General features: G+C 69.5%; 27 protein-coding genes, 1 tRNA gene and 1 riboswitch. Of the genes, 17 read left to right on the plus strand and 11 right to left on the minus strand.

Translation table 11 applies throughout. The features are described 5' to 3' along the window. Positions 1-30 precede the first annotated feature (30 nt). A complete protein-coding gene (locus ACFZDE_RS05365; RefSeq protein ID WP_391003114.1) occupies positions 31-315 on the minus strand; it encodes a hypothetical protein in 285 nt (94 codons plus the stop codon). Positions 316-746: 431 nt separating this feature from the next. Between ACFZDE_RS05365 and ACFZDE_RS05370 the strand changes: the two genes are divergently transcribed. Together ACFZDE_RS05370 and ACFZDE_RS05375 are read left to right on the plus strand one after the other, a co-directional pair. Continuing rightward, positions 747-3,095, plus strand: coding sequence for an immune inhibitor A domain-containing protein (locus tag ACFZDE_RS05370; RefSeq protein WP_391003116.1), 2,349 nt, complete (start codon positions 747-749; stop codon positions 3,093-3,095). 122 nt (positions 3,096-3,217) lie between these two features. Next, complete coding sequence (locus ACFZDE_RS05375; RefSeq protein ID WP_391003118.1) at positions 3,218-3,562, plus strand: hypothetical protein; 345 nt, start codon at positions 3,218-3,220, stop codon at positions 3,560-3,562. Between the two features lie 34 nt (positions 3,563-3,596). Here the strand turns inward: ACFZDE_RS05375 and ACFZDE_RS05380 are convergent, their stop codons facing one another. Next, positions 3,597-4,187 (minus strand): isochorismatase family protein, encoded by a 591-nt coding sequence (locus ACFZDE_RS05380; RefSeq protein ID WP_391003120.1) that lies wholly within the window; start codon positions 4,185-4,187, stop codon positions 3,597-3,599. Positions 4,188-4,332: 145 nt separating this feature from the next. Beyond that, positions 4,333-5,730, minus strand: coding sequence for a nicotinate phosphoribosyltransferase (locus tag ACFZDE_RS05385; RefSeq protein ID WP_391197632.1), 1,398 nt, complete (start codon positions 5,728-5,730; stop codon positions 4,333-4,335). Positions 5,731-5,837: 107 nt separating this feature from the next. On the opposite strand from ACFZDE_RS05385, the gene clpS reads away from it, so the two are divergent. The 7 genes from clpS to ACFZDE_RS05420 all read left to right on the plus strand — a co-directional run bounded on the left by clpS (position 5,838) and on the right by ACFZDE_RS05420 (position 10,727). Then, positions 5,838-6,155 carry an ATP-dependent Clp protease adapter ClpS gene (gene clpS / locus ACFZDE_RS05390; protein WP_031102986.1) on the plus strand — a complete coding sequence of 106 codons (318 nt, stop codon included), beginning with the start codon at positions 5,838-5,840 and terminating at the stop codon, positions 6,153-6,155. A gap of 32 nt (positions 6,156-6,187) precedes the next feature. Next, positions 6,188-6,796: a DUF2017 family protein gene (locus ACFZDE_RS05395; protein ID WP_391197635.1), complete on the plus strand. Its 609-nt coding sequence runs from the start codon at positions 6,188-6,190 to the stop codon at positions 6,794-6,796. Positions 6,797-7,160: 364 nt separating this feature from the next. After that, positions 7,161-8,588 (plus strand): amino acid permease, encoded by a 1,428-nt coding sequence (locus ACFZDE_RS05400; RefSeq protein WP_391197637.1) that lies wholly within the window; start codon positions 7,161-7,163, stop codon positions 8,586-8,588. Between the two features lie 169 nt (positions 8,589-8,757). After that, entirely contained in the window at positions 8,758-9,180 is a 423-nt protein-coding gene (locus tag ACFZDE_RS05405; protein ID WP_190899287.1) for a Mov34/MPN/PAD-1 family protein, read from the plus strand. 99 nt (positions 9,181-9,279) lie between these two features. Next, complete coding sequence (locus ACFZDE_RS05410) at positions 9,280-9,375, plus strand: putative leader peptide (protein WP_311688247.1); 96 nt, start codon at positions 9,280-9,282, stop codon at positions 9,373-9,375. Between the two features lie 116 nt (positions 9,376-9,491). Beyond that, positions 9,492-9,770 carry a MoaD/ThiS family protein gene (locus ACFZDE_RS05415; RefSeq protein WP_030837819.1) on the plus strand — a complete coding sequence of 93 codons (279 nt, stop codon included), beginning with the start codon at positions 9,492-9,494 and terminating at the stop codon, positions 9,768-9,770. 6 nt (positions 9,771-9,776) lie between these two features. After that, positions 9,777-10,727 carry a cysteine synthase gene (locus ACFZDE_RS05420; protein WP_391003130.1) on the plus strand — a complete coding sequence of 317 codons (951 nt, stop codon included), beginning with the start codon at positions 9,777-9,779 and terminating at the stop codon, positions 10,725-10,727. A 63-nt stretch (positions 10,728-10,790) separates the two neighbouring features. Here the strand turns inward: ACFZDE_RS05420 and ACFZDE_RS05425 are convergent, their stop codons facing one another. After that, positions 10,791-11,297, minus strand: a complete 507-nt coding sequence (locus ACFZDE_RS05425) for a type II toxin-antitoxin system PemK/MazF family toxin (RefSeq protein WP_391197638.1) — start codon at positions 11,295-11,297, stop codon at positions 10,791-10,793. Between the two features lie 211 nt (positions 11,298-11,508). Here ACFZDE_RS05425 and ACFZDE_RS05430 point away from each other — a divergent pair, with 211 nt between their 5' ends. Next, on the plus strand, positions 11,509-12,261 hold the full coding sequence (locus tag ACFZDE_RS05430; protein ID WP_391003134.1) for an MBL fold metallo-hydrolase: 753 nt from the start codon (positions 11,509-11,511) through the stop codon (positions 12,259-12,261). A gap of 63 nt (positions 12,262-12,324) precedes the next feature. Here ACFZDE_RS05430 and ACFZDE_RS05435 read toward each other — a convergent pair whose 3' ends face one another. Together ACFZDE_RS05435 and ACFZDE_RS05440 are read right to left on the minus strand one after the other, a co-directional pair. Beyond that, positions 12,325-13,587 (minus strand): PTS transporter subunit EIIC, encoded by a 1,263-nt coding sequence (locus tag ACFZDE_RS05435; RefSeq protein ID WP_391003136.1) that lies wholly within the window; start codon positions 13,585-13,587, stop codon positions 12,325-12,327. A 176-nt stretch (positions 13,588-13,763) separates the two neighbouring features. Beyond that, the gene (locus ACFZDE_RS05440) at positions 13,764-15,077 is read right to left on the minus strand and encodes a PTS transporter subunit EIIC (RefSeq protein WP_391197641.1); all 1,314 of its coding nucleotides are present in this window, start codon (positions 15,075-15,077) and stop codon (positions 13,764-13,766) included. Positions 15,078-15,239: 162 nt separating this feature from the next. Between ACFZDE_RS05440 and ACFZDE_RS05445 the strand changes: the two genes are divergently transcribed. The 4 genes from ACFZDE_RS05445 (at position 15,240) to rdgB (ending at position 17,582) form a co-directional block, all read left to right on the plus strand. Beyond that, positions 15,240-15,473 (plus strand): glucose PTS transporter subunit EIIB, encoded by a 234-nt coding sequence (locus ACFZDE_RS05445; RefSeq protein ID WP_033308152.1) that lies wholly within the window; start codon positions 15,240-15,242, stop codon positions 15,471-15,473. 114 nt (positions 15,474-15,587) lie between these two features. Next, positions 15,588-16,325, plus strand: a complete 738-nt coding sequence (gene rph / locus ACFZDE_RS05450) for a ribonuclease PH (RefSeq protein ID WP_391003141.1) — start codon at positions 15,588-15,590, stop codon at positions 16,323-16,325. Positions 16,326-16,470: 145 nt separating this feature from the next. Continuing rightward, entirely contained in the window at positions 16,471-16,869 is a 399-nt protein-coding gene (locus tag ACFZDE_RS05455; RefSeq protein WP_391197644.1) for a hypothetical protein, read from the plus strand. Positions 16,870-16,979: 110 nt separating this feature from the next. Further along, a complete protein-coding gene (gene rdgB, locus ACFZDE_RS05460; RefSeq protein ID WP_391197646.1) occupies positions 16,980-17,582 on the plus strand; it encodes an RdgB/HAM1 family non-canonical purine NTP pyrophosphatase in 603 nt (200 codons plus the stop codon). Between the two features lie 62 nt (positions 17,583-17,644). Here rdgB and ACFZDE_RS05465 read toward each other — a convergent pair. From ACFZDE_RS05465 to bcp, 4 genes are all read right to left on the minus strand, one after another. Continuing rightward, positions 17,645-17,720: transfer RNA gene (locus ACFZDE_RS05465), tRNA-Leu, on the minus strand. Positions 17,721-17,727: 7 nt separating this feature from the next. After that, on the minus strand, positions 17,728-18,528 hold the full coding sequence (locus tag ACFZDE_RS05470; protein ID WP_391198884.1) for an HNH endonuclease: 801 nt from the start codon (positions 18,526-18,528) through the stop codon (positions 17,728-17,730). A gap of 56 nt (positions 18,529-18,584) precedes the next feature. After that, entirely contained in the window at positions 18,585-19,208 is a 624-nt protein-coding gene (locus ACFZDE_RS05475) for an HNH endonuclease (protein ID WP_391197648.1), read from the minus strand. Between the two features lie 137 nt (positions 19,209-19,345). After that, on the minus strand, positions 19,346-19,813 hold the full coding sequence (gene bcp / locus ACFZDE_RS05480; RefSeq protein WP_391003148.1) for a thioredoxin-dependent thiol peroxidase: 468 nt from the start codon (positions 19,811-19,813) through the stop codon (positions 19,346-19,348). 94 nt (positions 19,814-19,907) lie between these two features. Between bcp and ACFZDE_RS05485 the strand changes: the two genes are divergently transcribed. The 3 genes from ACFZDE_RS05485 (at position 19,908) to ACFZDE_RS05495 (ending at position 21,115) form a co-directional block, all read left to right on the plus strand. Then, positions 19,908-20,237 carry a DUF3618 domain-containing protein gene (locus ACFZDE_RS05485; RefSeq protein ID WP_391003383.1) on the plus strand — a complete coding sequence of 110 codons (330 nt, stop codon included), beginning with the start codon at positions 19,908-19,910 and terminating at the stop codon, positions 20,235-20,237. A gap of 44 nt (positions 20,238-20,281) precedes the next feature. Further along, positions 20,282-20,638, plus strand: a complete 357-nt coding sequence (locus ACFZDE_RS05490; RefSeq protein WP_387841428.1) for a GroES family chaperonin — start codon at positions 20,282-20,284, stop codon at positions 20,636-20,638. A 54-nt stretch (positions 20,639-20,692) separates the two neighbouring features. After that, positions 20,693-20,760, plus strand: a riboswitch (guanidine-III (ykkC-III) riboswitch). 34 nt (positions 20,761-20,794) lie between these two features. Further along, positions 20,795-21,115 (plus strand): multidrug efflux SMR transporter, encoded by a 321-nt coding sequence (locus ACFZDE_RS05495; protein WP_031140108.1) that lies wholly within the window; start codon positions 20,795-20,797, stop codon positions 21,113-21,115. A 12-nt stretch (positions 21,116-21,127) separates the two neighbouring features. Here ACFZDE_RS05495 and ACFZDE_RS05500 read toward each other — a convergent pair whose 3' ends face one another. Beyond that, positions 21,128-23,545: a transglycosylase domain-containing protein gene (locus ACFZDE_RS05500; protein WP_391197650.1), complete on the minus strand. Its 2,418-nt coding sequence runs from the start codon at positions 23,543-23,545 to the stop codon at positions 21,128-21,130. Between the last annotated feature and the right edge of the window lie 250 nt (positions 23,546-23,795).

Raw genomic sequence — 23,795 nt, forward strand, 5'->3', positions numbered from 1 at the left:
TGACGGACTCGGCCGGGGTGTGACGGGCGGTCAGGAGGCCGCCCGTTCGCGCACCGGCTCGGGGGCCGGTGCCGGTACCGGTGCCGGGACCGAGGCCCGGAGCGGCTCCTGGGGTGCCGGTTGTTCCACCGCGGCCGGGCGCTTCCCGGGCAGTGGCACCGTCATGGCGACCAGCAGTCCGAGGGCGAGCGCCGCGACGGAGATGACCGCGATCCCCGCACCCGAACTCGTCTGAGACAGCAGCAGCATGGCGAGGGTCGAGAAGATCACGGTGCACGAACCGTAGGCGAGCTGTGCGGCAGTCGGACGGGGCATGGCCATCATGTCCTCGAAAGTGGGGGTCCACGGGGGTGTCGGCCTGGCTTTACGCCGGCTTCCGGGCGTTCCGTCAACAGACATTCTCACCGGCAGGGTGCCCGACCGGAACCGGCAGTAAGCGTGACCTAATCAACAAGGGCGGTGCACAGGGGGCGCACGGAGTCATGACGTCCACCAGGTGGACATATGCACGCGCCCGCACGGCCGGTGGGGCATGGCGGAGGTGGCCGACGGACAACCGTTTGGTTGTCCGCAAAACGAACCTCGTCTCCGCATAGTGCACTTGACCTGTCCAAGTCAAGGTCTGTCTTTTCTTCTAAACCTCTAGTCAAATGTCGTCACTTGACTACACGCGTTGATCACGTGCGCGCGGATTCCATGATGGGGACCCTGCCTGCCGCGCGCCCGAACGCGGGGGAGGATCTCAAGTGACCAGTAGACCCTGGACGTTCAGAGCGGCCGCCATCGGCGTGGCGCTCGCGGCGGCCACCGCCACCGCATCGACGTACGCGGTGGCCGACGACGCCTCGGCCCCCCGGTCCACCACAGTGGACCGGAACGACCCGGCGGATCGTCACCACGACGAGCACGACCTCGAGGGCCCGCTGAGCAAGACGCAGGACGCTCAGCGCCAGGAAGCCCTCAAGCAGGTCATATCGGGCAAGAGCAAGGTCAAGAACCGCGAGGGCTCGAAGGTCGTCCAGCTCAAGAGCAAGAAGGGCGACAGCAAGTACGTCGAGCTCGGCCGCGAGAAGACCGACAAGATCTTCACGATCCTGGTCGAGTTCGGCGACAAGGTCGACAGCCGTTACGGCGGCACCCCCGGCCCCCTGCACAACACCATAGCCAAGCCGGACCGCAAGAAGGACAACTCCACGGCATGGCGGGCCGACTACGACCAGGAGTACTTCCAGGACCTGTACTTCGGTCACGGCAAGGGCGTCGACTCGGTCAAGACGTACTACGAGAAGCAGTCCTCGGGCCGCTACTCCGTCGACGGTGAGGTCTCCGACTGGGTCAAGGTCCCCTACAACGAGGCCCGTTACGGCAACAACGCCTGCGGTGACACCAACTGCTCCAGCGTGTGGAACGTCGTCAGCGACGGTCTGAACGCCTGGGTCGCGCAGCAGAAGGCGGCCGGCCGCACCGACGCCCAGATCAAGGCCGACGTCGCCCGGTTCGACGAGTGGGACCGCTACGACTTCGACGGCGACGGCGACTTCAACGAGCCCGACGGCTACATCGACCACTTCCAGATCGTGCACGCCGGCGAGGACGAGTCCGCGGGCGGCGGCGCCCAGGGCACCGACGCGATCTGGGCCCACCGCTGGTACGCCTTCGGCACCGACGCCGGCGCCAGCGGCCCCGAGCAGAACAAGCTCGGCGGCGCGCAGATCGGCTCCACCGGCATCTGGGTCGGCGACTACACCGTCCAGCCCGAGAACGGCGGACTCGGCGTCTACGCCCACGAGTACGGCCACGACCTCGGTCTGCCGGACCACTACGACACCGCCGGCGGCGAGAACTCCACCGGCTTCTGGACGCTGATGTCGTCCGGTTCCTGGCTCGGCGCCGGAAAGAAGGAGATCGGCGACCTGCCCGGCGACATGACCGCCTGGGACAAGATGCAGCTGGGCTGGCTGAACTTCGACAAGGCCAAGGCCGGGGTCAACTCCTGGCACAAGCTGGGCCTCGCGGAGTACAACACCAAGCACAAGCAGGCCCTGGTCGTCGACCTCCCCAAGAAGGCGGTCACCACCGAGGTCGTCACCCCCGCCGAGGGCAAGACCCAGTGGTGGAGCGGCAGCGGTGACAACCTCAAGAACACCCTGACGCGTTCGGTCGACCTGACCGGCAAGTCGAAGGCGCAGCTGACCCTCGACGGCTGGTACGACATCGAGGCCAACTACGACTTCCTCTACACCGAGGTCTCGACCGACGGCGGCGCCAACTGGACGGCCGTCGACGGCACGGTGGACGGCCAGCCGCTCCAGCGCGACGCCAGCGACAAGCCGGTCCTGACCGGCACGGTCGACGCCTACAAGAAGCTCGCCTTCCCGCTCGACGCCTACGCCGGCAAGAAGATCGAGCTCCGCTTCCGCTACCAGACCGACGGCGGCGTGGCCCAGAAGGGCTTCGCGGCCGACGCGATCACGGTGACGGCCGACGGCGCGCCCGTCTTCTCCGACAACGCCGAGACCGCGGACGGCGCGTGGAAGGCCACCGGCTTCTCCCGCATCGGCGCGTCCTTCACCAAGGACTACGCGCAGTACTACATCGCCGAGAACCGGCAGTACGTGTCGTACGACAAGACGCTGAAGACCGGCCCGTACAACTTCGGCTTCACGGCGCGCCCGGACTGGGTGGAGCACTACGCGTACCAGAACGGCCTGTTGATCTGGAAGTGGGACACCTCCCAGGTCGACAACAACACCAGCCAGCACAAGGGCACCGGTCTGGTCCTGCCGATCGACTCGCACCCGGACGCGCTGAAGTGGGCCGACGGCACCCTGATGCGCAACCGCATCCAGGCCTACGACTCGCCGTTCAGCCTCTACCGCACCGACGGCATGACGCTGCACAAGGCGGACGTGGCGAAGTACATCCCGGGCTCGAAGGGCGTCTCGGTCTTCAACGACCGGAAGAACGACTACTACGACGAGTCGAACCCGACCGGGGGTGTCAAGATCACTGACACCAACACGAAGATCAAGATCCTCAAGGAGGCCAAGGACGGCTCGACGATCGAGCTGGAGGTCGGCCCCGCGGGTAGGTAATCCGCATCCTTGCAGGTCAGAGCATGATCGGCGGTGACCCACTGGCGGGTCACCGCCGATCCGTGTTTAGGTGCGTCCTGTGGCTCTCTTATTGACACCGACCGACACGGGGGGATGAGCGCATGGCCGCAGGAGGCTTCTGCAAGCTGCCGAACGGCACCGTGGTGGTGGCGCTGAACCTGCCCAGCCCCGCCGTCGACAGCCCCGGCGCCGTGCGCGTGCTCGTCCACTCCGTGAACCGCGCCCGGGCCCTGACCAGGCTCCGCAACCTCGGTCTGCGGTCGGTCTACCTGCGCGGCAACGCGGCCCCGCCGACCCCCGACGAGATCACCGCGGTCCTGCACCACCCCGACGGCCTGATATGGCGTACCGCCCCCGACAACGCTGTCGCCCCCGGCCCGGAGCTGGTCCAGGAGCTGTGGCGCCCGATCCGGGCCCTCCTCAGGCGCCCGACGGCCCAGACCTGACCCGCACCGCCCGCCGGGAGCGGCGCGGTCACGGCTACTGCACGACCGGCTTGCCCGACAGCTCCACACCCGCCTCGCGCAGCTCCTCCAGGGCCCGCTCGGTGCTCTCCCGGGCCACCCCGGCCGTCAGGTCCAGCAGGACCTGCGTACGGAAGCCCTCCCGGGCGGCGTCCAGCGCCGTGGCGCGTACGCAGTGGTCGGTGGCGATGCCGACCACGTCGACCTCGGTGACATCGCGGGAGCGCAGCCAGTCGGCCAGCGGCGTGCCGTTCTCGTCCGTGCCCTCGAAGCCGCTGTACGCCGCCGAGTACGCCCCCTTGTCGAACACCGCGTCGACCGAGCCGGAGGCGACGGCGGGGGCGAAGTTCGGGTGGAAGCCGACGCCCTCGGTGCCGGCCACGCAGTGCGCGGGCCAGGAGCGGGCGTAGTCCGGGTTCGTGGAGAAGTGGCCGCCGGGGGCGATGTGGTGGTCGCGGGTGGCCACGACGTGCTGGTAGCCGGACCCGGCCGCCTGCCCGATCAGCTCCGTGACGGCGGCGGCCACATCGGCGCCGCCGGACACCGCGAGGCTGCCCCCCTCGCAGAAGTCGTTCTGCACATCGACGACGATCAAGGCGCGGCGCATGGTCGGTGTCCTTCGGCTATGAGGTCGGCGGCTACGAGGTCGGCGGCTAGGGGGTCGGCGAGCCCGGCCGGTGAGCCACCGAGCCTATTGACGGAGAGGAGCGAACGGGAGGGGTCCCGGGTCGGCGCGTCACGGCATACCGCTTCTAGCTACCCGAGCTGTCGTGCAGGTACTCCGTGGGAAGGACCGGCTCCCCGCGCGAGAGCTGGGTGGCCGACATCGGCAGGCCCGCGCGCGCCCTGGCGTGCCGCTCGCGTGCCGCGTCCAGGGGTTCACGCGCCACCACCTCGCCGCCCTTGACCAGCTCCACCAGCAGCTGCCGGTCCGCGAGGCCGGCCGGCACCGGCCCGGTTCCGAGCACCTCCGCCTCGGCGACCCCGTAGGAGTCCAGCCGCCGCGCGGCCCACTTGCGTCCTCCCACCGACGTCTTGCCGCCGGTGGACCTCTTCGCCACCGGCACCAGCGGCGCCTTCGGGTCGGCGGACTCGGCCCGCGCGACCAGCTTGTAGACCATCGAGGAGGTCGGGTGGCCGGAGCCCGTCACCAGCTGCGTACCGACGCCGTACGCGTCCACCGGCGCCGCCGCCAGTGAGGCGATCGCGTACTCGTCGAGGTCGGAGGTCACGACGATCTTCGTGCCGGTCGCGCCCAGCTCGTCCAGCTGCTGGCGTACCCGGTGCGCCACCAGCAGCAGGTCGCCGGAGTCGATCCGCACCGCGCCCAGCTCGGTCCCGGCGACCTCGACGGCCGTGCGGACCGCCTCGGCGACGTCGTAGGTGTCCACCAGCAGGGTGGTGCCCCGGCCCAGCGTGTTCACCTGCGCCTGGAAGGCGTCCCGCTCGCTGTCGTGCAGCAGGGTGAAGGCGTGCGCGGAGGTGCCGACGGTCGGGATGCCGTAGCGGAAGCCCGCCGCCAGGTCGGAGGTGGTCGCGAAGCCGCCGACGTACGCGGCCCGGGAGGCCGCCACCGCCGCCAGCTCGTGGGTGCGCCGGGCGCCCATTTCGATCAGCGGCCGCTCCCCGGCGGCGGCCGACATGCGCGAGGCGGCCGCGGCGATGGCCGAGTCGTGGTTGAGGATCGACAGGATCACGGTCTCCAGCAGCACGCACTCCGCGAAGGTGCCCTCGACCCGCATGATCGGCGAGCCCGGGAAGTACACCTCGCCCTCGGGGTAGCCCCAGATGTCGCCGCGGAAGCGGTAGCCCGCCAGCCACTGAAGCGTCGCCTCGTCGACGATCTCCCGCTCGCGCAGGAAGTCCAGCACGGCCGTGTCGAAGCGGAAGTTCTCCACCGCGTCCAGCACGCGTCCGGTGCCGCCCACGACGCCGTAGCGGCGCCCGTTCGGCAGCCGCCGGGTGAAGACCTCGAACACGCTCCGCCGCTCGGCCGTGCCGGCCTCCAGGGCGGCCCGCAGCATCGTCAGCTCGTACTGGTCCGTGAAGAGCGCCGTCGAGGGAACGCCCACCCGTCGCCCACCACCACCCTCCTGAGGAAGCGCTTCGCGCCCTTCTTCTTTCGGCAGCCCAAGGTCCGCTGTGTTCATAGCCGTGATCGTACCCCCATTTCGTCAATCTGACGATTGCGGTCCCGGGTGACGCGATCGCCTTGCGGCCAGGCCCGTTTGTGCGTCTGCCCCCCTCGGGTGGCAGCATGGGCAGTGTGACGTCACCCGCGCCCCTGGAGATCGAACGCACCGAGTCGGCGGAGGAGGTCTTCGCCGTACCCGAGCCGGACGTCCCGTGGGTCACCATCGTCCACAACGACCCGGTCAACCTCATGAGCTACGTGACGTACGTCTTCCAGTCGTACTTCGGCTACTCCAAGGACAAGGCCACCAAGCTCATGCTCGACGTCCACCACAAGGGCCGGGCGGTCGTCTCCAGCGGCAGCCGCGAGGAGATGGAACGCGACGTGCAGGCCATGCACGGTTACGGCCTGTGGGCCACCCTCCAGCAGGACCGCAAGTAGCCGACTCCCCGCCCAGCAGCGAAAAGGCTTTCATGCCCGGAACCTTCGAACCGCTCCCCGGCGGCGGCGCGGCCGTCGCCCTCGACGACGTCGAGATCTCCATCATCCGGTCGCTGGCCGTCCAGCTCCTGGAGCTCATCGGCCCCGGCCCCGCCGAGGACGCCACCGACGACCCGCTCGCCGAGCTGTTCGCCGAGGGCCCGAGCGAACCGCCCACCGACCCGGTCCTGCGGCGGCTCTTCCCGGACGCCTACAGCGACCCCGAGCAGCCCGCCTCCGCCCGGGATGCCGAGGAGCAGCGAGCGCATTCGGCGGAGTTCCGCCGGTACACCGAGAACGACCTGCGGGCCGGCAAGCGGGACAGCGCCCTCGCGGTGATCCGCTCCCTCGACGCGCTCTCCTCGGCGTCGGCCGGCGAGGGCGGCGCGGTGCTGAAGCTGTCGCCGGCGGAGTCCCAGCAGTGGCTCGGCGCGCTGAACGACCTGCGGCTCGCGATCGGCTCGCGGCTGGAGATCACCGAGGACGAGGACACCGACCTCCTCTACCGCCTCCCGGACGACGACCCCCGCAAGCCGATGGTGATGGCCTACCTCTGGCTGGGTGGACTCCAGGAGACGCTGGTCGGAACCCTTATGGCCTGATCAGTGCAGGTTTCGTGACCGGCGGGTGACCGATCGGTGTTCGCTCAGAGGACACTCAAATCCGGATAACGATCGCGTCACCGCACCCGCCTCCTATGGCCCCCTCGAAAGCGTTTTGTCCGCTTCTCCCTGTGCGGTGTGCCACATCCCACCCCTGTGATCAGTGTTGCGGCCGTGATAAATCTTCACGACCGCCCGGCAGAACACCACCCGAATGTTCGGCCGGGTGCGCCACCGAGCCGGCGACCGCCGGCCAGGCACGAGCGGGCTTCCGGGTCCGCTCAGCTCCATCATTCCGGGGGGATCGAAACCCGATCCGAGGCCGACGAGGGCCCGGGTCGGCATGGAGAAAGGCGCACCACACATGACCTCTGTGCAGGTCGAATCGGAAAACGTCTCCGAAGAGGGGTACGAGCGCGGACTCGGCAGCCGCCAGGTCCAGATGATCGCGATCGGCGGCGCCATCGGCGTCGGCCTGTTCATGGGCGCCGGTGCGAACATCGCCAAGGCCGGCCCCAGCATCATCCTCATGTACGCCCTCGCCGGCGTCGTGATCTTCTTCATCATGCGGGCCCTGGGCGAGCTGCTCCTCTACCGGCCCGTCTCCGGCTCCTTCGCCGAGTACGCCCGGGAATTCCTCGGCCCGTTCTTCGGGTTCGTCACGGGCTGGACGTACTGGCTCATGTGGGTGGTGACCGGCATGGCCGAGCTCACCGCCGCCGCGATCTACATCCACTTCTGGTTCCCCGAGATCCCGCAATGGGTCAGCGCCCTGGTCTTCCTGGTGGTGCTCTTCGGGGTGAACCTGATCTCCGTCAAGATCTTCGGCGAGGTCGAGTTCTGGTTCTCGATGATCAAGGTCACGGCCATCATCGGCATGATCGTCATCGGACTCGGCGTGCTCACCCTCGGCTTCTCCGACGCCGGTGACACCGCCGCCGTCTCCAACCTCTGGGCGCACGACGGCTTCTTCCCCAACGGCATCGGCTCCAGCCTGATGACGCTCCAGGGCGTCATGTTCGCCTACCTCGCCGTCGAGCTGGTCGGCGTCACCGCGGGCGAGTCCGAGAACCCCGAGAAGACCCTGCCCAAGGCCATCAACACGCTGCCCTGGCGCATCATCGTCTTCTACGTCGGCGCCCTGCTGGTGATCCTGTCCGTCGTCAAGTGGACCGAGTTCTCCGCCGGTGAGAGCCCCTTCGTGCACGCCTTCGGCAAGATCGGCATCCCGCTCGCCGCGGGCATCGTCAACTTCGTGGTGCTCACCGCGGCCCTGTCGTCCTGCAACTCCGGCATGTACTCCACCGGCCGCATGCTGCGCGACCTGGCCGCCAACAGCGAGGCGCCGAGCGCCTTCGGCAGGCTCAACGCCCGCAAGACGCCCGCCGTCGGCATCACGGTCTCCGTGGCGCTCATGGGCATCGGCGTGGTGCTGAACTACGTGGTCCCGGAGAAGGCGTTCCTCTACGTCACCTCCGTCGCCACCGCGGCCGGCATCTGGACCTGGATGATGATCCTCGTCAGTCACATCCGCTACCGCGCGGCGGTCGACGCGGGCCGGCTGCGCGCCTCGTCCTTCCCCGCCCCCGGCGGCGCGCTCTTCAGCTGGGTCGCGCTCCTCTTCCTCATCGGCGTGACCTGCATGATCGCGTACGACAAGGACGCCCGGGTCTGCCTGTACGTCGCCGCCGGCTGGGCGGTCGCCCTCGGCGTCGGCTGGCAGGTCCTCAAGAGCCGCAACCCGCAGATCTCCGAGCGCCGCGGCGACGCGGAGTTCGAGAAGGTCGGCTAGACGCTTCGCTGAAAGGGCCTGCCGCGCTGCCGAGCAGCCTCTCCCAGGACGCCCAGCGGTGGGGAGTACTCGTGGCACTCCCCGCCGCTGCCGCTCAGGGCGTCCGGCATATGGGCCGTTCCGTACCATTCCTCGGTACGGAACGGCCCTTCTGCTTATCCTTGCCCGCATGCTGACCATCACCCAGGCACTCGTCGACCAGATCGTCGCCCACGCGCGCAAGGACCACCCCGACGAGGCGTGCGGCGTCGTCGCCGGACCGGCGGGCTCGGACCGCCCCGAGCGCTTCATCCCGATGCTGAACGCGGCCATGTCGCCCACGTTCTACGAGTTCGACTCCGGTGACCTGCTCAAGCTCTACCGCGAGATGGACGACCGCGACGAGGAGCCGGTGGTCATCTACCACTCGCACACCGCGACCGAGGCCTACCCCTCGCGCACCGACATCTCCTACGCCAACGAGCCCGGCGCGCACTACGTCCTCGTCTCCACCGCCGACACCGACGGCGCCGGCGAGTTCCAGTTCCGCTCCTTCCGTATCGTCGAGGGCGAGGTCACCGAGGAGGAGGTCCGGGTGGTCGAGGCCTACTGAAGCCGTTCTGAGCAGGGCGGTCTCACTCCCCGGCCCGAAAGCGTCCGCCATGTGGGATCACATTCCAGGACCCGGACCGGGAATCGATACGATGAGCCCATGGTTTTCCATGACGTGAGCGAAAAGACGCCGGGCGATCTGCTCGTGGCGCGGCTGCACGTCGACCTGTGCAGGCTCGCCAGCGCCATCTGTTGACGCCGGTCCCTGCCGCCGTACGGCCGTGAGCCGCGGCGCCGCACACCCGCACCACCCCGCTGTTCCTGCGCTGCCGCGCGCCCCGACCGACTACTCCCGACAGGAGCCCTGAAGCCATGGCCATCGAGGTCCGCATCCCGACCATCCTCCGCACCTACACCGACGGTCAGAAGGCGGTGGAGGGCAAGGGGGACACCCTCGCCGAGCTCTTCACCGACCTCGAGACCCGGCACGCCGGCATCCAGGCCCGCATCGTGGACGGCGACAGCCTGCGCCGCTTCGTCAACGTCTACCTCAACGACGAGGACGTCCGCTTCCTCGACGGCATCAACACCAAGCTCTCGGACGGCGACAACGTCACGATCCTGCCGGCCGTGGCCGGCGGCATGGTCTGATCGACCATGCGCTACGACTCCCCCCTGGCCGCGGTCGGCAACACCCCCCTGGTGCGCCTGCCGCGGCTGTCGCCGTCCGCCGACGTCCGCATCTGGGCGAAGCTGGAGGACCGCAACCCGACGGGATCGGTCAAGGACCGTCCGGCCCTGCACATGATCGAGCAGGCGGAGAAGGACGGCCGGCTGACCCCGGGCTGCACCATCCTCGAGCCGACGTCGGGCAACACCGGCATCTCCCTGGCCATGGCGGCGAAGCTCAAGGGCTACCGCATCGTCTGCGTGATGCCGGAGAACACCTCGCAGGAACGCCGGGACCTGCTGGGCATGTGGGGCGCGGAGATCATCTCCTCCCCGGCGGCGGGCGGCTCCAACACCGCCGTGCGCGTCGCCAAGGAGCTCTCGGCCGAGCACCCCGACTGGGTGATGCTCTACCAGTACGGCAACCCGGACAACGCGGGCGCCCACTACGCCACGACCGGCCCCGAGATCCTCGCCGACCTGCCGTCGATCACGCACTTCGTGGCCGGCCTCGGCACCACCGGCACCCTCATGGGCGTCGGCCGCTTCCTGCGCGAGCACAAGCCCGGCGTCCAGATCGTCGCGGCCGAACCGCGCTACGACGACCTGGTCTACGGCCTGCGCAACCTCGACGAGGGCTTCGTCCCCGAGCTGTACGACGCCTCCGTCCTCACCAGCCGCTTCTCCGTCGGCTCGGCGGACGCGGTCACCCGCACCCGCGAGCTGCTCCAGCAGGAGGGCATCTTCGCCGGGGTCTCCACGGGCGCCGCGCTGCACGCCGCGATCGGCGTCGGAAGGAAGGCCGTCAAGGCGGGCGAGCCCGCCGACATCGCCTTCGTCGTCGCCGACGGCGGCTGGAAGTACCTCTCGACGGGCGTCTACACGGCGGCCACCACCGAGGAAGCCATCGACACGCTCCAGGGCCAGCTCTGGGCGTAGCCGACGCGGGGAAACCGCAGACAGAGGGCTGGAGTCGGGCGACTCCAGCCCTTTTCCGGTCGCTCAGCCCGCCAGGTACCGCACCTGGTCCCACAGGGCCGGGTCCACCACGCCGACCCGCCGCCGGAAGCCCCACACCGGGACCTCCCGCAGCTCGTCCGTCTCCAGGAAACTCGCGCGGCCCTGGGCGTCACCGACCGAGCCCGGCGGCAGCGGGATCACCCCGGCGCGCTCGCCGCGGAACCGGGTGGTGATCTTCGCGACCGTGGCCCGCTCGCCGCGCACCGCCAGCACCAGGCAGGGCCGGTCCTTCGCCCGCCGCCCGTCGCCCACCACCGCCCTGCCTGACGCGCTTCGCCCGGCCCCCTCTGATTCCGCCTCGTCCTCGTAGGGCACGTCCGCCCACCAGATCTCCGCCGGCTGCGGCCGGCCCTCCGGCGTCGCGGCCGGTGCCGCGGTCCGCGGCCGCCGGGCCGACGGGCGGCGCCCCCGGCCCCAGCCGTCGACGAGCGTGGCGATGAGCGCGAGCAGCACCACCGCGGCGAGCGCCAGCCACCAGGACGTGTCCATACTGAGACGTTACCGGCGCGGTCCCTGCCGCGCGCCCCCCTCACAAGGATCACCCCCGGCCCTGCCAGCCGAACCGGTGACACCACAGGTGAGTTCGCCCACAACAGGCCTTGGCGGAGGAGCTACCGGAGGTTTTGCGCCTTACGCTCGACGGACCGCACGACCCCCGACGCCCCTCTCAGACATTCCCGCCAGCGGAGGTTTCTGCTTCATGAAGCTCACCGTCGTCGGCTGCTCGGGGTCGTTCCCTTCCGCGGAATCGGCCTGCTCGAGCTACCTCGTCGAGGCCGACGGCTTCCGGCTGCTTCTCGACATGGGCAACGGTGCCCTGGGCGAGCTGCAGCGCCACTGCGGTCTCTACGACCTCGACGCGATCTTCCTCAGCCATCTGCACGCCGACCACTGCATCGACATGTGCGCGTACTTCGTCGCGCGCTACTACCGCCACGACGGCGGCCGCTGCGATCCGCTCCCCGTCTTCGGCCCCGAAGGCACGGAACACCGGCTGACCACCGCCTACGCGGACACCCCCTCCGCCTCCTCCATGAGCGAGGTGTTCGACTTCCACACGGTCAAGCCGTCCACGTTCGAGATCGGCCCGTTCACGGTGCACACCGAGCGGGTGGCCCACCCCGTGGAGGCCTACGGCATCCGCATCGAGCACGGCGGCAAGGCCCTGACGTACTCCGGCGACACCGGAGTGAGCCCCGCGCTGGACGAACTCGCCCGGGACACCGACCTGTTCCTGTGCGAGGCCGCGTTCACGCACGGCAAGGAGAACATCCCCGACCTGCACCTCAACGGCCGCGAGGCGGGTGAGACGGCGGCCCGGGCCGGTGCCCGCCGCCTGGTCCTCACCCACATCCCGCCGTGGACGGACCCCCAGGTCAACCTCGCCGACGCCCGCGCGGTGTACGACGGTCCGGTGGACCTCGCCGCGCCCCGCCAGACGTACGAGATCTGAGCGCCCGGCACACGTGAAGGCCCCGGAACCCGAGCGGGTTCCGGGGCCTTCGGCTTCCGTGGACTACTTCGCCTCCGCCTTCTGCAGCTCGGCGAGTTCCTCGTCGGACTCGCGGCCCGGCGTCGGCAGGTTGAACCTGGTGATCGCGAAGCGGAACACCACGTAGTAGACCGCCGCGAAGCACAGGCCGACCAGGGCCAGACCCCACGGGTTGGTCGCGATACCGAGGTTCAGGGCGAAGTCGATCGCACCGGCCGAGAAGCCGAAGCCGTCCTTCATCCCCAGGGCCCAGGTCAGCGCCATCGAGACACCGGTCAGCACCGCGTGGATCGCGTACAGCACCGGGGCGATGAACATGAAGGTGAACTCGATCGGCTCGGTCACGCCCGTGACGAACGAGGTCAGCGCGAGGGAGAACATCATGCCGCCGACGACCTTGCGGCGCTCGGGCCGGGCGCAGTGCACGATCGCCAGGCACGCGGCGGGCAGGGCGAACATCATGATCGGGAAGAAGCCGGTCATGAACTGCCCGGCGGTCGGGTCGCCGGCGAGGAAGCGGGAGATGTCACCGTGCTTGCCCTCGTACTCGCCGGCCTGGAGCCACGGGAAGGAGTTCAGCAGGTGGTGCATGCCGACCGGGATCAGCGCACGGTTGGCCACACCGAAGATGCCCGCGCCCACGGCGCCGGAACCGACCAGCCACTCACCCAAATTGTGCAGGCCCGCGCCCAGGACCGGCCAGATGTATCCGAAGACGACGCCGATGATCAGACCCGCGAAGGCCGACAGGATCGGGACCAGCCGCCGGCCGCCGAAGAAGCCCGCCCAGTCGGGCAGCTTGGTGCGGTAGAAGCGCTGGTAGAGCAGGGCGACGACGATGCCCATGACCACGCCGCCGAGGACACCGGCGTTGACCGCCTTCTCCACCATGACGACCTTGCCCTCGACGGCGGTCTCCACCTTGGGCTGGTTCGGGTCGGTGAAGGTGGCGAGCACCCGCTGGAAGACCAGGTAACCGGTGACGGCGGCCAGCGCCGTGGAGCCGTCCGACTTCTTGGCGAAACCGATCGCGATGCCCACGGCGAACAGCAGCGCCATGTTGTCGAGGATGGCGTTGCCGCCCGCGGCCATGAAACCGGCGATCTTCGTCAGGAACGCGGGGAACTCGGGACGGCCCAGCATGTCGTCGTTGCCGAGCCGGACCAGCAGCGCGGCGGCGGGCAGCACGGCGACCGGCAGCATCAGGCTGCGGCCGATGCGCTGCATGACGGCCATCACGGCCGAGCCCTTCTTCGGGCTCGCGGGCGCGGCGGTGTCTGTGGACATGAACTTCCTCCAGGGGGCACGGCGCCGCCCAGGGAGAGTTCAGCGGGGGACGGCGGCGTCTCAAAGAAAGGGGAACGCGGTCATCGCCGCGCGACCTCCACCAGTGAGTGGTGTAGACCAGTTGTAGCACGGTAGGCCGAACGAGTGGAACCCGCCAATTCCACCCGCTGTGACGATCACGCCTTGGCGCTGTCCTCGACCTCTTCGGCGGGCTCACGCCCCGGAGTCCTCAGGTCGAACCTCGTGATCGCGAACCGGAAGATCACGTAGTAGACCAGCGCGAACCCCAGCCCGATCGGGACGATCAGCCACGGCCGCGTCGCCAGATTCCAGTTGATGACGTAGTCGATCAGCCCCGCCGAGAAGCTGAACCCGTCATGCACCCCCAGCCCCCACGTCACCGCCATCGACACCCCCGTCAGCAGCGCGTGCACCCCGTACAGCACCGGCGCGACGAACAGGAACGAGTACTCGATCGGCTCCGTGATCCCCGTGACGAACGACGTCAGCGCCACCGACAGCATCAGGCCACCGACCTCCTTGCGCCGCTCCGGCCGCGCACAGTGCGTGATCGCCAGCGCCGCCGCCGGCAGCGCGAACATCATGATCGGGAAGAACCCCGAGGTGAACTGCCCGGCATCCGGATCCCCCGCCAGGAACATGTTGATGTCACCGTGCACCACCGACCCGTCCGGCTTCGTGAACGAGCCGAACTGGAACCAGATGGGCACGTTCAGGAACTGGTGCAGCCCCACCACCAGCAACGCCCGGTTCGCCACCCCGAACACACCCGCGCCCCACGCGTCCAGACCGTCCATCCAGTCGCTGAAGCTCTCCAGCGCCCCACCCACCGGCGGCCACACCCACAGACACAGCGCCGCGAACACGATCGCCACGAACGCCATGATGATCGGCACCAGCCGCCGCCCGTTGAAGAACCCCAGCCAGTCCACCAGCCGCGTGCGATGAAACCGCGCCCAGAAGAACGCCGTCAGCAACCCCATCACGATCCCCCCGAACACCCCCGGATTCTGGAACGCGAACGCCGTCACCTCCCGGTCCCCGTCGGTCACCTGGCACCCCACGTTCGGCACCGCGACCGACCCCTCGGGACAGCCGTCCGGAAACTGCCGCAGCACCGAGAAGTAGACGAGGAACCCGGCCACCGCCGCCAGCGCCGTCGAACCGTCCGCCTTCTTCGCCATCCCGATCGCAACGCCCACACAGAACAGCAGCGGCAGCCCCAGCGAACCGTCCAGCAGCGCCCCGCCCGCCCCCACCATCACCTTCGAGACGTTCGTCCAGCCCAGCCCCTCGTCCCCGAACACATCCGGCTGCCCCAGCCGGTTGAGGATCCCCGCCGCCGGCAGCACCGCGATCGGCAGCTGAAGGCTGCGGCCCATCTTCTGCAACCCCTGGAACACCCGGTTCCAGCGGGCCCGCGCGGGGCCGGCGGCCGACGCCGCACCGGCCGGGCTGTCGGCACTCATCCCGGACCCCCTTTGTCGGGAGGCATACTCGTGGTGTAGACCAGTCGGTCGACGGTCGCGCTGATGTGACGCCATCCTTCGGCACACACCACAGGACCGCTCGCCAAGAGGGGCCAACTGTGGGTTACTGCGACAAAGCGGTTCGGATCAGGGAGAACGAACATGGCCAGCAAGGCTGAGAAGATCGTTGCCGGGCTCGGCGGCATCGACAACATCGAAGAGGTCGAAGGCTGCATCACCCGCCTGCGCACCGAGGTCGTCGACCCCGCCAAGGTCGACGAAGCCGCCCTGAAGGCCGCCGGCGCCCACGGCGTCGTCAAGATGGGCACCGCCATCCAGGTCGTCATCGGCACCGACGCCGACCCCATCGCGGCGGACATCGAGGACATGATGTGAAGAGCGGGGATCGTCCCGGGCTTCACCCCCTGACGCACCCCTGAGACCGGCACCGCGCGCGGGCCCCTCCCCACCGGGACGGGCCCCCACGCACGTACGGATAGGCTCAGCCGCATGTCTCGAATCGACGGCCGCACCCCCCAGCAGCTCCGCCCCATCACCATCGAGCGCGGCTGGAGCAAGCACGCCGAAGGCTCCGTCCTCGTCTCCTTCGGCGACACCAAGGTCTTCTGCACCGCCTCCGTCACCGAAGGCGTCCCGCGCTGGCGCAAGGGCAGCGGCGAAGGCTGGGTCACCGCCGAATACTCCATGCTGCCCCGCGCCACCAACACCCGCGGCGACCGCGAGTCCGTCAGGGGCCGCATCGGCGGCCGCACCCACGAGATCAGCCGCCTCATCGGCCGCTCCCTGCGCGCCGTCATCGACTACAAGGCCCTCGGCGAGAACACCATCGTCCTCGACTGCGACGTCCTCCAGGCCGACGGCGGCACGCGTACCGCGGCCATCACCGGCGCGTACGTGGCACTGGCCGACGCGATCGCCTGGGCCCAGCGCAAGAAGCTGATCAAGGCCAACCGGCAGCCCCTCACCGGCACCGTCTCCGCCGTCTCCGTCGGCATCGTCGGCGGCGTCCCCCTCCTCGACCTCTGCTACGAAGAGGACGTCAAGGCCGACACCGACATGAACGTCGTCTGCACCGGCGACGGCCGCTTCGTCGAGGTCCAGGGCACCGCCGAGGCCGAGCCCTTCGCCCGCGACGAGCTCAACGCCCTCCTCGACCTCGCCGTCAGCGGCTGCGACGAACTCGCCGCCCACCAGCGCGCCGCGCTCGACGCCGTCCTCGGAAAGTAAAGGGCACACCAAGACAGGTGCTCGACCGCGGGCAACCGAGCCGAGCACACTCGCGTCTGAAGGAGTACGGGCGCACGGCTCATCCCTGTGCGCCCGGCCAGCCGCTCGGGCCCGACCGGCCCGACCGAACGAGAGGGACCGCTCCATGGCCGCGAGCCGCCGACGCCGCACCGCAGCCGTCGCCGCCACCCTGGCGGCCGTCGCGCTGACCGCCGGACTCACCACCGGCTGCGCCGCCGTCGACAAGGCGCTGGACTGCGTCCAGACCGCCGACGCCATCGCCGACAGCGTCACCGAACTCCAGCAGGCGGTCGACAGCGCGGCCGACGACCCGGCACAGCTCGACGAGTCCCTCGACTCCATCGACCAGAACCTCGGCGAGATCGGCGACAAGACCGACAACGCGGACGTCAGCAAGGCCGTCGACGACCTGAACAAGGCCGTCGACAACGTCCGCACCTCGATCAAGAACGGCGACGAGACGCCCGACATCAGCCCCGTCACGGACGCGGCGGGCGAACTGACGAAGGTCTGTACGCCGTAACCCCGCGGGCCGGTGCCCGGCTGCGGGCCCGTCGTGGTCACTCGCGCAGTTCCCCGCGCCCCTGAAGGGGCGCGGGACCGCTGGTCACCCGGGGCAATACTGTTGTGGCCATGACCCGCCTGATCCTCGCCACCCGCAACGCCGGAAAGATCACCGAACTTCGCGCCATCCTCGCCGAAGCCGGGCTGCCCCACGAACTCGTCGGCGCCGACGCCTACCCGGACATCCCCGACGTCAAGGAAACGGGCGTCACCTTCGCCGAGAACGCCCTCCTCAAGGCCCACGCCCTGGCCCGGGCCACGGGCCTCCCCGCCGTCGCCGACGACTCCGGCCTCTGCGTCGACGTCCTGGGCGGCGCGCCCGGCATCTTCTCCGCCCGCTGGGCCGGCCGCCACGGCGACGACAAGGCCAACCTCGACCTCCTCCTCGCCCAGCTCTCCGACATCGCCGACGACCACCGAGGCGCCCACTTCGCCTGCGCGGCGGCCCTCGCCCTGCCCGACGGCACGGAGCGGGTGGTGGAGGGCCAACTCCGCGGCACCCTCCGCCACGCCCCCACGGGCTCCGGCGGCTTCGGCTACGACCCGATCCTCCAGCCGGAGAACGAGTCGCGAACCTGCGCGGAACTGACCCCCCAGGAGAAGAACACGATCAGCCACCGGGGGAAGGCGTTCCGGGCGTTGGTGCCGGTGGTGGGGGAGTTGGTGAGCTGAGAACGGTGATCAGCTGAGCCGAGGGGCGCGGCACCGTGGAGGTGCTGCGCCCCAGTTGGCGGTGGGCCCGGTGGGACTCGAACCCACGACACACCGGACCTAAACCGGCGCCCTCTTGGCCAGCTGGGGTACGGACCCGTTGCGGTTACTGTACTGGGCCGAGAGCGGTGCCGGGGCGGCGAGGTCGTGAGTGGGTCTGCGTCTGACTGTGGCAGCAGGGGCAGAGGTATCGCAGGTTTTCGATCCGGTTGTTCAGCCGATCGCCGTCGATGTGGTCGATCTCCAGCACGAGTCTCCTGCCCTGCCAGCTCTCCCCGGTGCCGCACTCGCTGCACATACGGGGTACGCCCAGGTCGTCGAGTGCCCGCCTCAAGAGGACTGTCTGCGTGCGTGGAGAACCAGGAGGCCGTCTCACCAGGATCTGGTCCGCGGACCTGCGACGAGGGGAGGACGTGCCCCGGAAGTGGCCCTGCCCGGTGAAGTGGTCGATCGACAGGCCGTAGAACTCGATACTGCGTCTGGCCTTCGCCCGCCCGGATCCACCTAGTGTGGAGAGACCGAGCATGCGCAGCACTCCGGACAAGCTGTGTGACGCGGCGACGGCTCGTGTGACGTCCTCACGCGGGAAGATGGCCCCTGAGCGGTTGTTGCGCCCTCCGGTGAAGTGCGAGGTGTCAATACCGAAGGCATCCAGCTGCTTTCTGATGTAGCCGTACGGGCTGTCGCGTGGAGAGAGCCCCATGTACTGCACCATCTCCCTGATGCTGGTCGACTGGGCGGCGGCTTCTCGCAGGAGTTGTTCCGGGTAGCTGCGTCGTTCGCGCTCCGGCAGAGGCTCCTCGCGGAAGTGCGAGATGTCGATGCCGTAGTGCCGCAGCCGCTTGCTGAGGTAACCGCGGGGGCCGCTCCCCAGCGGGGCCCGCAGTCTGCGCATCAAGTCGACCATGCTGGTGGCCTCGGCGGCGGTACGGGTGAGCAGCTCTCGTGTGTACCTCGGCGTGCTCACGAGGCCGTCCTCCGCCTGCGTCCCCGGTATGTGTCCGTGGCCGCATGGCAGTTGGGGCAGAGCAACTGGAGGTTTCCCGGGCGGTTGTCCCACCAGTCGCCGTTGATGTGGTCGACCTCCAGCCGGAGAGGCTTGCCGTTCCACCTGGGCCCGGTGCCGCACAGGGCGCACCTCTCCGGGACTCCGATGCAGAGCAACTGCCGGAGCAGCCGATTCCCCGGGATCCTGCCGGCCTGCGGTGTCCCGAGGCTCAGCAGATCGCCGCGGGATCTTGACCTCCGCGGTGGTGTCACGAAGTGTGACGTGTCGATGCCCAGGGCCGCGATACGGCGGCTGATGTGCGTGTGGTTGCCGCCGACCGGGCTGATGTCCAGACGGCGGAGCACCTCCTTGACGCTGGAGGACACCGCCACCACCTCGCGGAGCGTCTGCTCGGTGTGGCGCGCCCACCGGGTCGGGAAGTGGGAGACGTCCACTCCGGCCTCGGCCATCTTCTGGCGCAGATAGCGTCTGCTGCCAGGTGTGGGTGTTCCCCCGCACCATCGAACGGCGTCGTCCCAATTCGCTGTCACCCGTGCTGCTTCTGCGAGCAGCTCGCGGGTATACCTGGCCCCCATCATCGCCTCCGCTCTCGACCACCCGTTCGTGGTCTCGCACGGAGTAACGAACCGTTTATCGGACAGTCACGCCCGAAGTGTGGAGCGGCCCGTGCCGGAGGTCATCGGTACGGGCCGCTCGTGAAAGGAACAGGTGGGTCTCAGACTCCCAGGTCCTTGATGATCTTGGCGACGTGGCCCGTCGCCTTGACGTTGTAGAGGGCGCGTTCGACCTTGCCCTCCTCGTCCACGACGATCGTGGAGCGGATGACGCCGGTCACCGTCTTGCCGTAGAGCTTCTTCTCGCCGAAGGCGCCGTAGGACTCCAGGACCTGCTTGTCAGGGTCGGCGAGGAGGGTGACCTTCAAGGACTCCTTGTCGCGGAACTTGGCCAGCTTCTCCGGCTTGTCGGGGGAGATGCCGATGACGTCGTAGCCCGCGCCCGCGAGCAGCTCCAGGTTGTCCGTGAAGTCGCAGGCCTGCTTGGTGCAGCCGGGCGTGAGGGCGGCCGGGTAGAAGTACACGATGACCTTGCGGCCCTTGTGGTCCGCCAGGGACACCTCGGTGCCGTCGGCGTCGGGCAGGGTGAAGGCGGGGGCCACGTCCCCCGGCTGGAGTCGCTCGCTCATCAGGCCAGGGTAACCGGGGGTCGAGGCAGTGCGATGAGCCGTGGAGCTGACAGACTGTCCGGCACAGGCTCACACCGACTTCGGAGGCGACACGGTGGCGGACACGGCGGACACCAGGACCCCGGCGCAGATCGAGGCGGACATCAGGCGCCGCCGCGCGAACCTGGCCGAGACCCTCGACGAGATCGGGGTGCGGGTACACCCGAAGACGATCGTCGGGGATGCCAAGGCCAAGGTCGCTGCCAACATCGACCACACCCTCGGCCGGGCCTACGTGGGGGTCAACCGGGCCGTCACGGACGTACGCGCCCGGTTCGTGGACGAGGACGGCGCGCCCCGGCTGGAGCGGGTCGTGCCCGTCGCGCTCGTCGTCGTGGGCGTGGTCGGGCTGCTCGCGGTCAGCACACGGCGCCGCAAGGGCTGACCCGACCGCGTGCGGGCATGGTGAAGACAGGTAGGTTTCTGGGCGTGAGCGCCAAGAAGAACGAGCACAGTACCCATCCGGACAAGCTGCCCATCCGGATGCTGCACGACCGCGTACTGGTGCGGCAGGACACCAGCGAGGGCGAGCGGCGTTCCGGCGGCGGCATCCTGATCCCCGCCACGGCCGCGGTCGGCCGGCGGCTGGCGTGGGCCGAGGTCGTCGCGGTGGGACAGAACGTGCGGACGGTGGAGACCGGCGACCGGGTGCTGTACGACCCGGAGGACCGTGCCGAGGTCGAGGTGCGGGGCGTCGCGTACGTGCTCATGCGCGAGCGTGATCTGCACGCCGTCGCCGCGGACCGGTTCGAGGGCGCCGAGGACTCGACGGGCCTGTACCTGTAGGCCCGGGTGGTACGAGGGGGCCGGTGACCACCGTCACCGGCCCCCTCGTCATGTCCTTTGCTACGTTGGAGGCACCCCCGACGAGACGCGCCGTACCGGGATCAAGGCAAAGACGACGCACCGACACCGTCAGCCCGTTTCCCGGAGGTGCCCGTCATGGCCTGGGTTCTGCTCGTCGTCGCCGGTCTGCTCGAGGTGGGGTGGTCGGTCGGCATGAAGTACACCGACGGCTTCACCCGCCCGCTGCCCAGTGTGCTCACGGGCGCCGGCATCGTCGCCAGCATGCTGTTGCTGTCGCAGGCCGCCAAGACGTTGCCGATCGGTACCGCCTACGGCGTGTGGGTGGGGATCGGCGCGGCCGGGGCGGCGGTGTTCGGCATGGCGGTGCTCGGTGAACCGGCGACCGCCGCCCGGATCTTCTTCGTGTGCCTGCTGCTGGTCGCCGTGGTGGGGCTGAAGGCGACCAGCGGCCACTGATCCGCGGCCGGGCTACTCGCGGCGGGTGCCCTGCGGGACGACGCCCCAGCCGGGGCCGGCCGTGCCGCCCTCCGTCGTGCCGCCGTCGCTCGTGTCGCCGCCGCCACCGCCCTGCGTGGTGCCACCGTCGGCGGTGCCGCCGTCCGTCGTCCCGCCGTCGGCGGTGCCGCCGTCCGTGGTGCCGCCGGTGGGGGACTCGCCGCCGGTGCCGCCGTCGGTGGTGCCACCGGAGGTCTGGCCCTCGGTCTGCCCCTCGGGGGCGCTGGGGCTCTGGTCGGGCGGCGTCTCGGTGGCGCCGTCGTCGCCGCCGGTGGTCGTGGAGCCGTCGGTGGTGGCGCCGGTGGTCGGGTCGGTGGGGGCCTGGCTGCTGGGGGCCTGCGAGACGTCGGCGCCGGGCTGGAGCCTGAGGTCGAACTCCTTGGCGGGCTTGCCCTTGAGGGCGTCCTGGGTGAACTGCGTCCAGATCTCGGCGGGCGCGCCGCCGCCGTTGATGCGCGGCAGGCCCATGGCGCCGTACAGCGACTTGTGGGCGGCGGTTTCCGGGTCCTGGCCCATGACGGAGACGACGGTGGCGAGGTCGGGGGTGTAGCCCGCGAACCAGGCGGCGGTGTCCTCCTCGGCGGTGCCGGTCTTGCCGGCGACGGGGCGTCCCGCGGCCTGCGCGGCGGAGGCCGTGCCGTTCTGGACGACGCTGCGCAGCATCGAGGTGGTGGTGTCGGCGGCCTCGCGGCTGACGGCCTGCCGGGTGCGCCGCTCGGGCAGGTCGATCGGTGTGCCCTGCTTGGTGACCTTCTCGACCATCGTGTACGTGCCGTGCCGGCCGTGGTTGGCGAGGGTGGCGTAGGCCTCCGCCATGTCGAGGACGCTGGCGGTGGCGGTGCCGAGCGCGATGGCGGGGCCGTCGGCGAGGTCGGGGGTGGTCTCGGGGACGCCGAGGTCGATCGCGGTCTGCTTGACCTTCGCGGGGCCGACGTCGGCGGCCATCTGCGCGTACACCGAGTTCACGGAGCTGTCGGTGGCCTCGGTGACGGTGATGTCGCCGTAGGAGCGCTGGTCCTCGTTCTCGGGGGCGTAGGGGTCGCCGGTCCAGCCCTGCACGGTGCGCTTGTTGGTGCCGTCGTAGATGGTGTTGGGGGTGATGACGCGGCCGTCCTGGGTCTCGGAGTGGTTCTCGACGGCCGAGGTGAACACGAACGGCTTGAAGGTGGAGCCGACCTGGAAGTCCCTGCGGGTGGCGTTGGGGGTGTACTGCTTGACGTAGTCGATGCCGTTGTACATCGCCACGACCTTGCCGGTCTTGGGGTCGACGGAGGCGCCACCGGCGCGGACGTAGGTGTCGACCTTGTTGCTCTTCTTGTCGAGCTTGGACATCAGCTTGTCGTTGACGGCCTTCACGAACGCGTCCTGCTTGCCCTTCTGCAGGGTCGTCGTGATGCGGTAGCCGCCGGCGTCGAGCTGCCGCTCGTCGACGATCTTGTTCTGGACGAGGTAGTCCTTGACGATCCGGACGATGTAGCCGCGCTGCCCGGACATGCCGGTGGAGAGGGTGGACTCCTTCGGCACGGGGAACTTCATGCCGGTGCGCTTCGACTCGTCGAGCCAGCCCTTCTTGACCATGCCGTCCAGGACGTAGTTCCAGCGGGACTCGGCGGCCTTGCGGTTCTCCGGGTGGGCGACGACGTCGTACTGGCTGGGCGCGTTGACGAGCGCGGCGAGGTAGGCGGCGCGGGCCGGGTCGAGGTCCTTGGCGTCCTTGCCGTAGTAGGCCTGGGCGGCGGCCTGGATGCCGTAGGCGTTGCGGCCGAAGTAGCTGGTGTTGAGGTAGCCCTCGAGGATGTGGTCCTTGCTGACCTCGCGGTCCAGCTTGATCGCGATGAAGAACTCCTTGGCCTTGCGCGTGACGGTCTGTTCCTGGCGCAGGTAGTAGTTCTTCACGTACTGCTGGGTGATCGTGGAGCCGGACTGTTTGCCCTTGCCGAGGGCGGTGTTCCAGGCGGCGCGGACCATGGCCTTGGGGTCGACGGCGGACTCGGTGTAGAAGTCGCGGTCCTCGGCGGCCAGGATCGCGTGCTGGGCGTCCTTGGAGATGTGCGCGAGCGTGACGTTCTCGCGGTTGACCTCGCCGTCGCGGGCGATCACGGAGCCGTCCGCGTAGAGGTAGACGTTGGCCTGCTTGGTGGCGAGCGCGTTGGCAGGGGGGATCTTCACCAGCGAGTAGCCCAGGAAGAAGCCGCCGGCCAGCAGCAGCACGACGATGACGAAGGCGCCGAGCGTCATGCGCCAGGTCGGGACGGCGCGGCGCCAGCCGGTCCGCTTCGGCTTCCCGGAGGCCTTGGTCTCGGGCGTGCCGGGGTCGCCGTCGGCGTGCGCCTGCGGCTCTCTCGATGCCCAGCCCGGATTCGGCTGCTGCGGCTGAGGCTCGTCACTCATGTCGTGCACGGACTCCTGTTTCGCGTCGTACGTCGTTCCCGTACGTCTCTGCTCGCTCTTGCGCCCCTGTGATGAAGACTGTCCCATCCGTTGATCAGTTCCCTGATCGAGGGCCGGGTCGTGCGGCGTGTGGTGGGGCGGGCCGTGTGCGAGTGGGTGCGCGGGCGGGCACGGGGTCAAACGCGCTGTCGCGTACGCCTGCCCGAATCGTGATCTCGCCTGCGCGACATTCGCCCGAAGGGGGACACGG

The sequence above is a fragment of the Streptomyces sp. NPDC007929 genome (assembly GCF_042959065.1).
GTDB lineage: Bacteria > Actinomycetota > Actinomycetes > Streptomycetales > Streptomycetaceae > Streptomyces.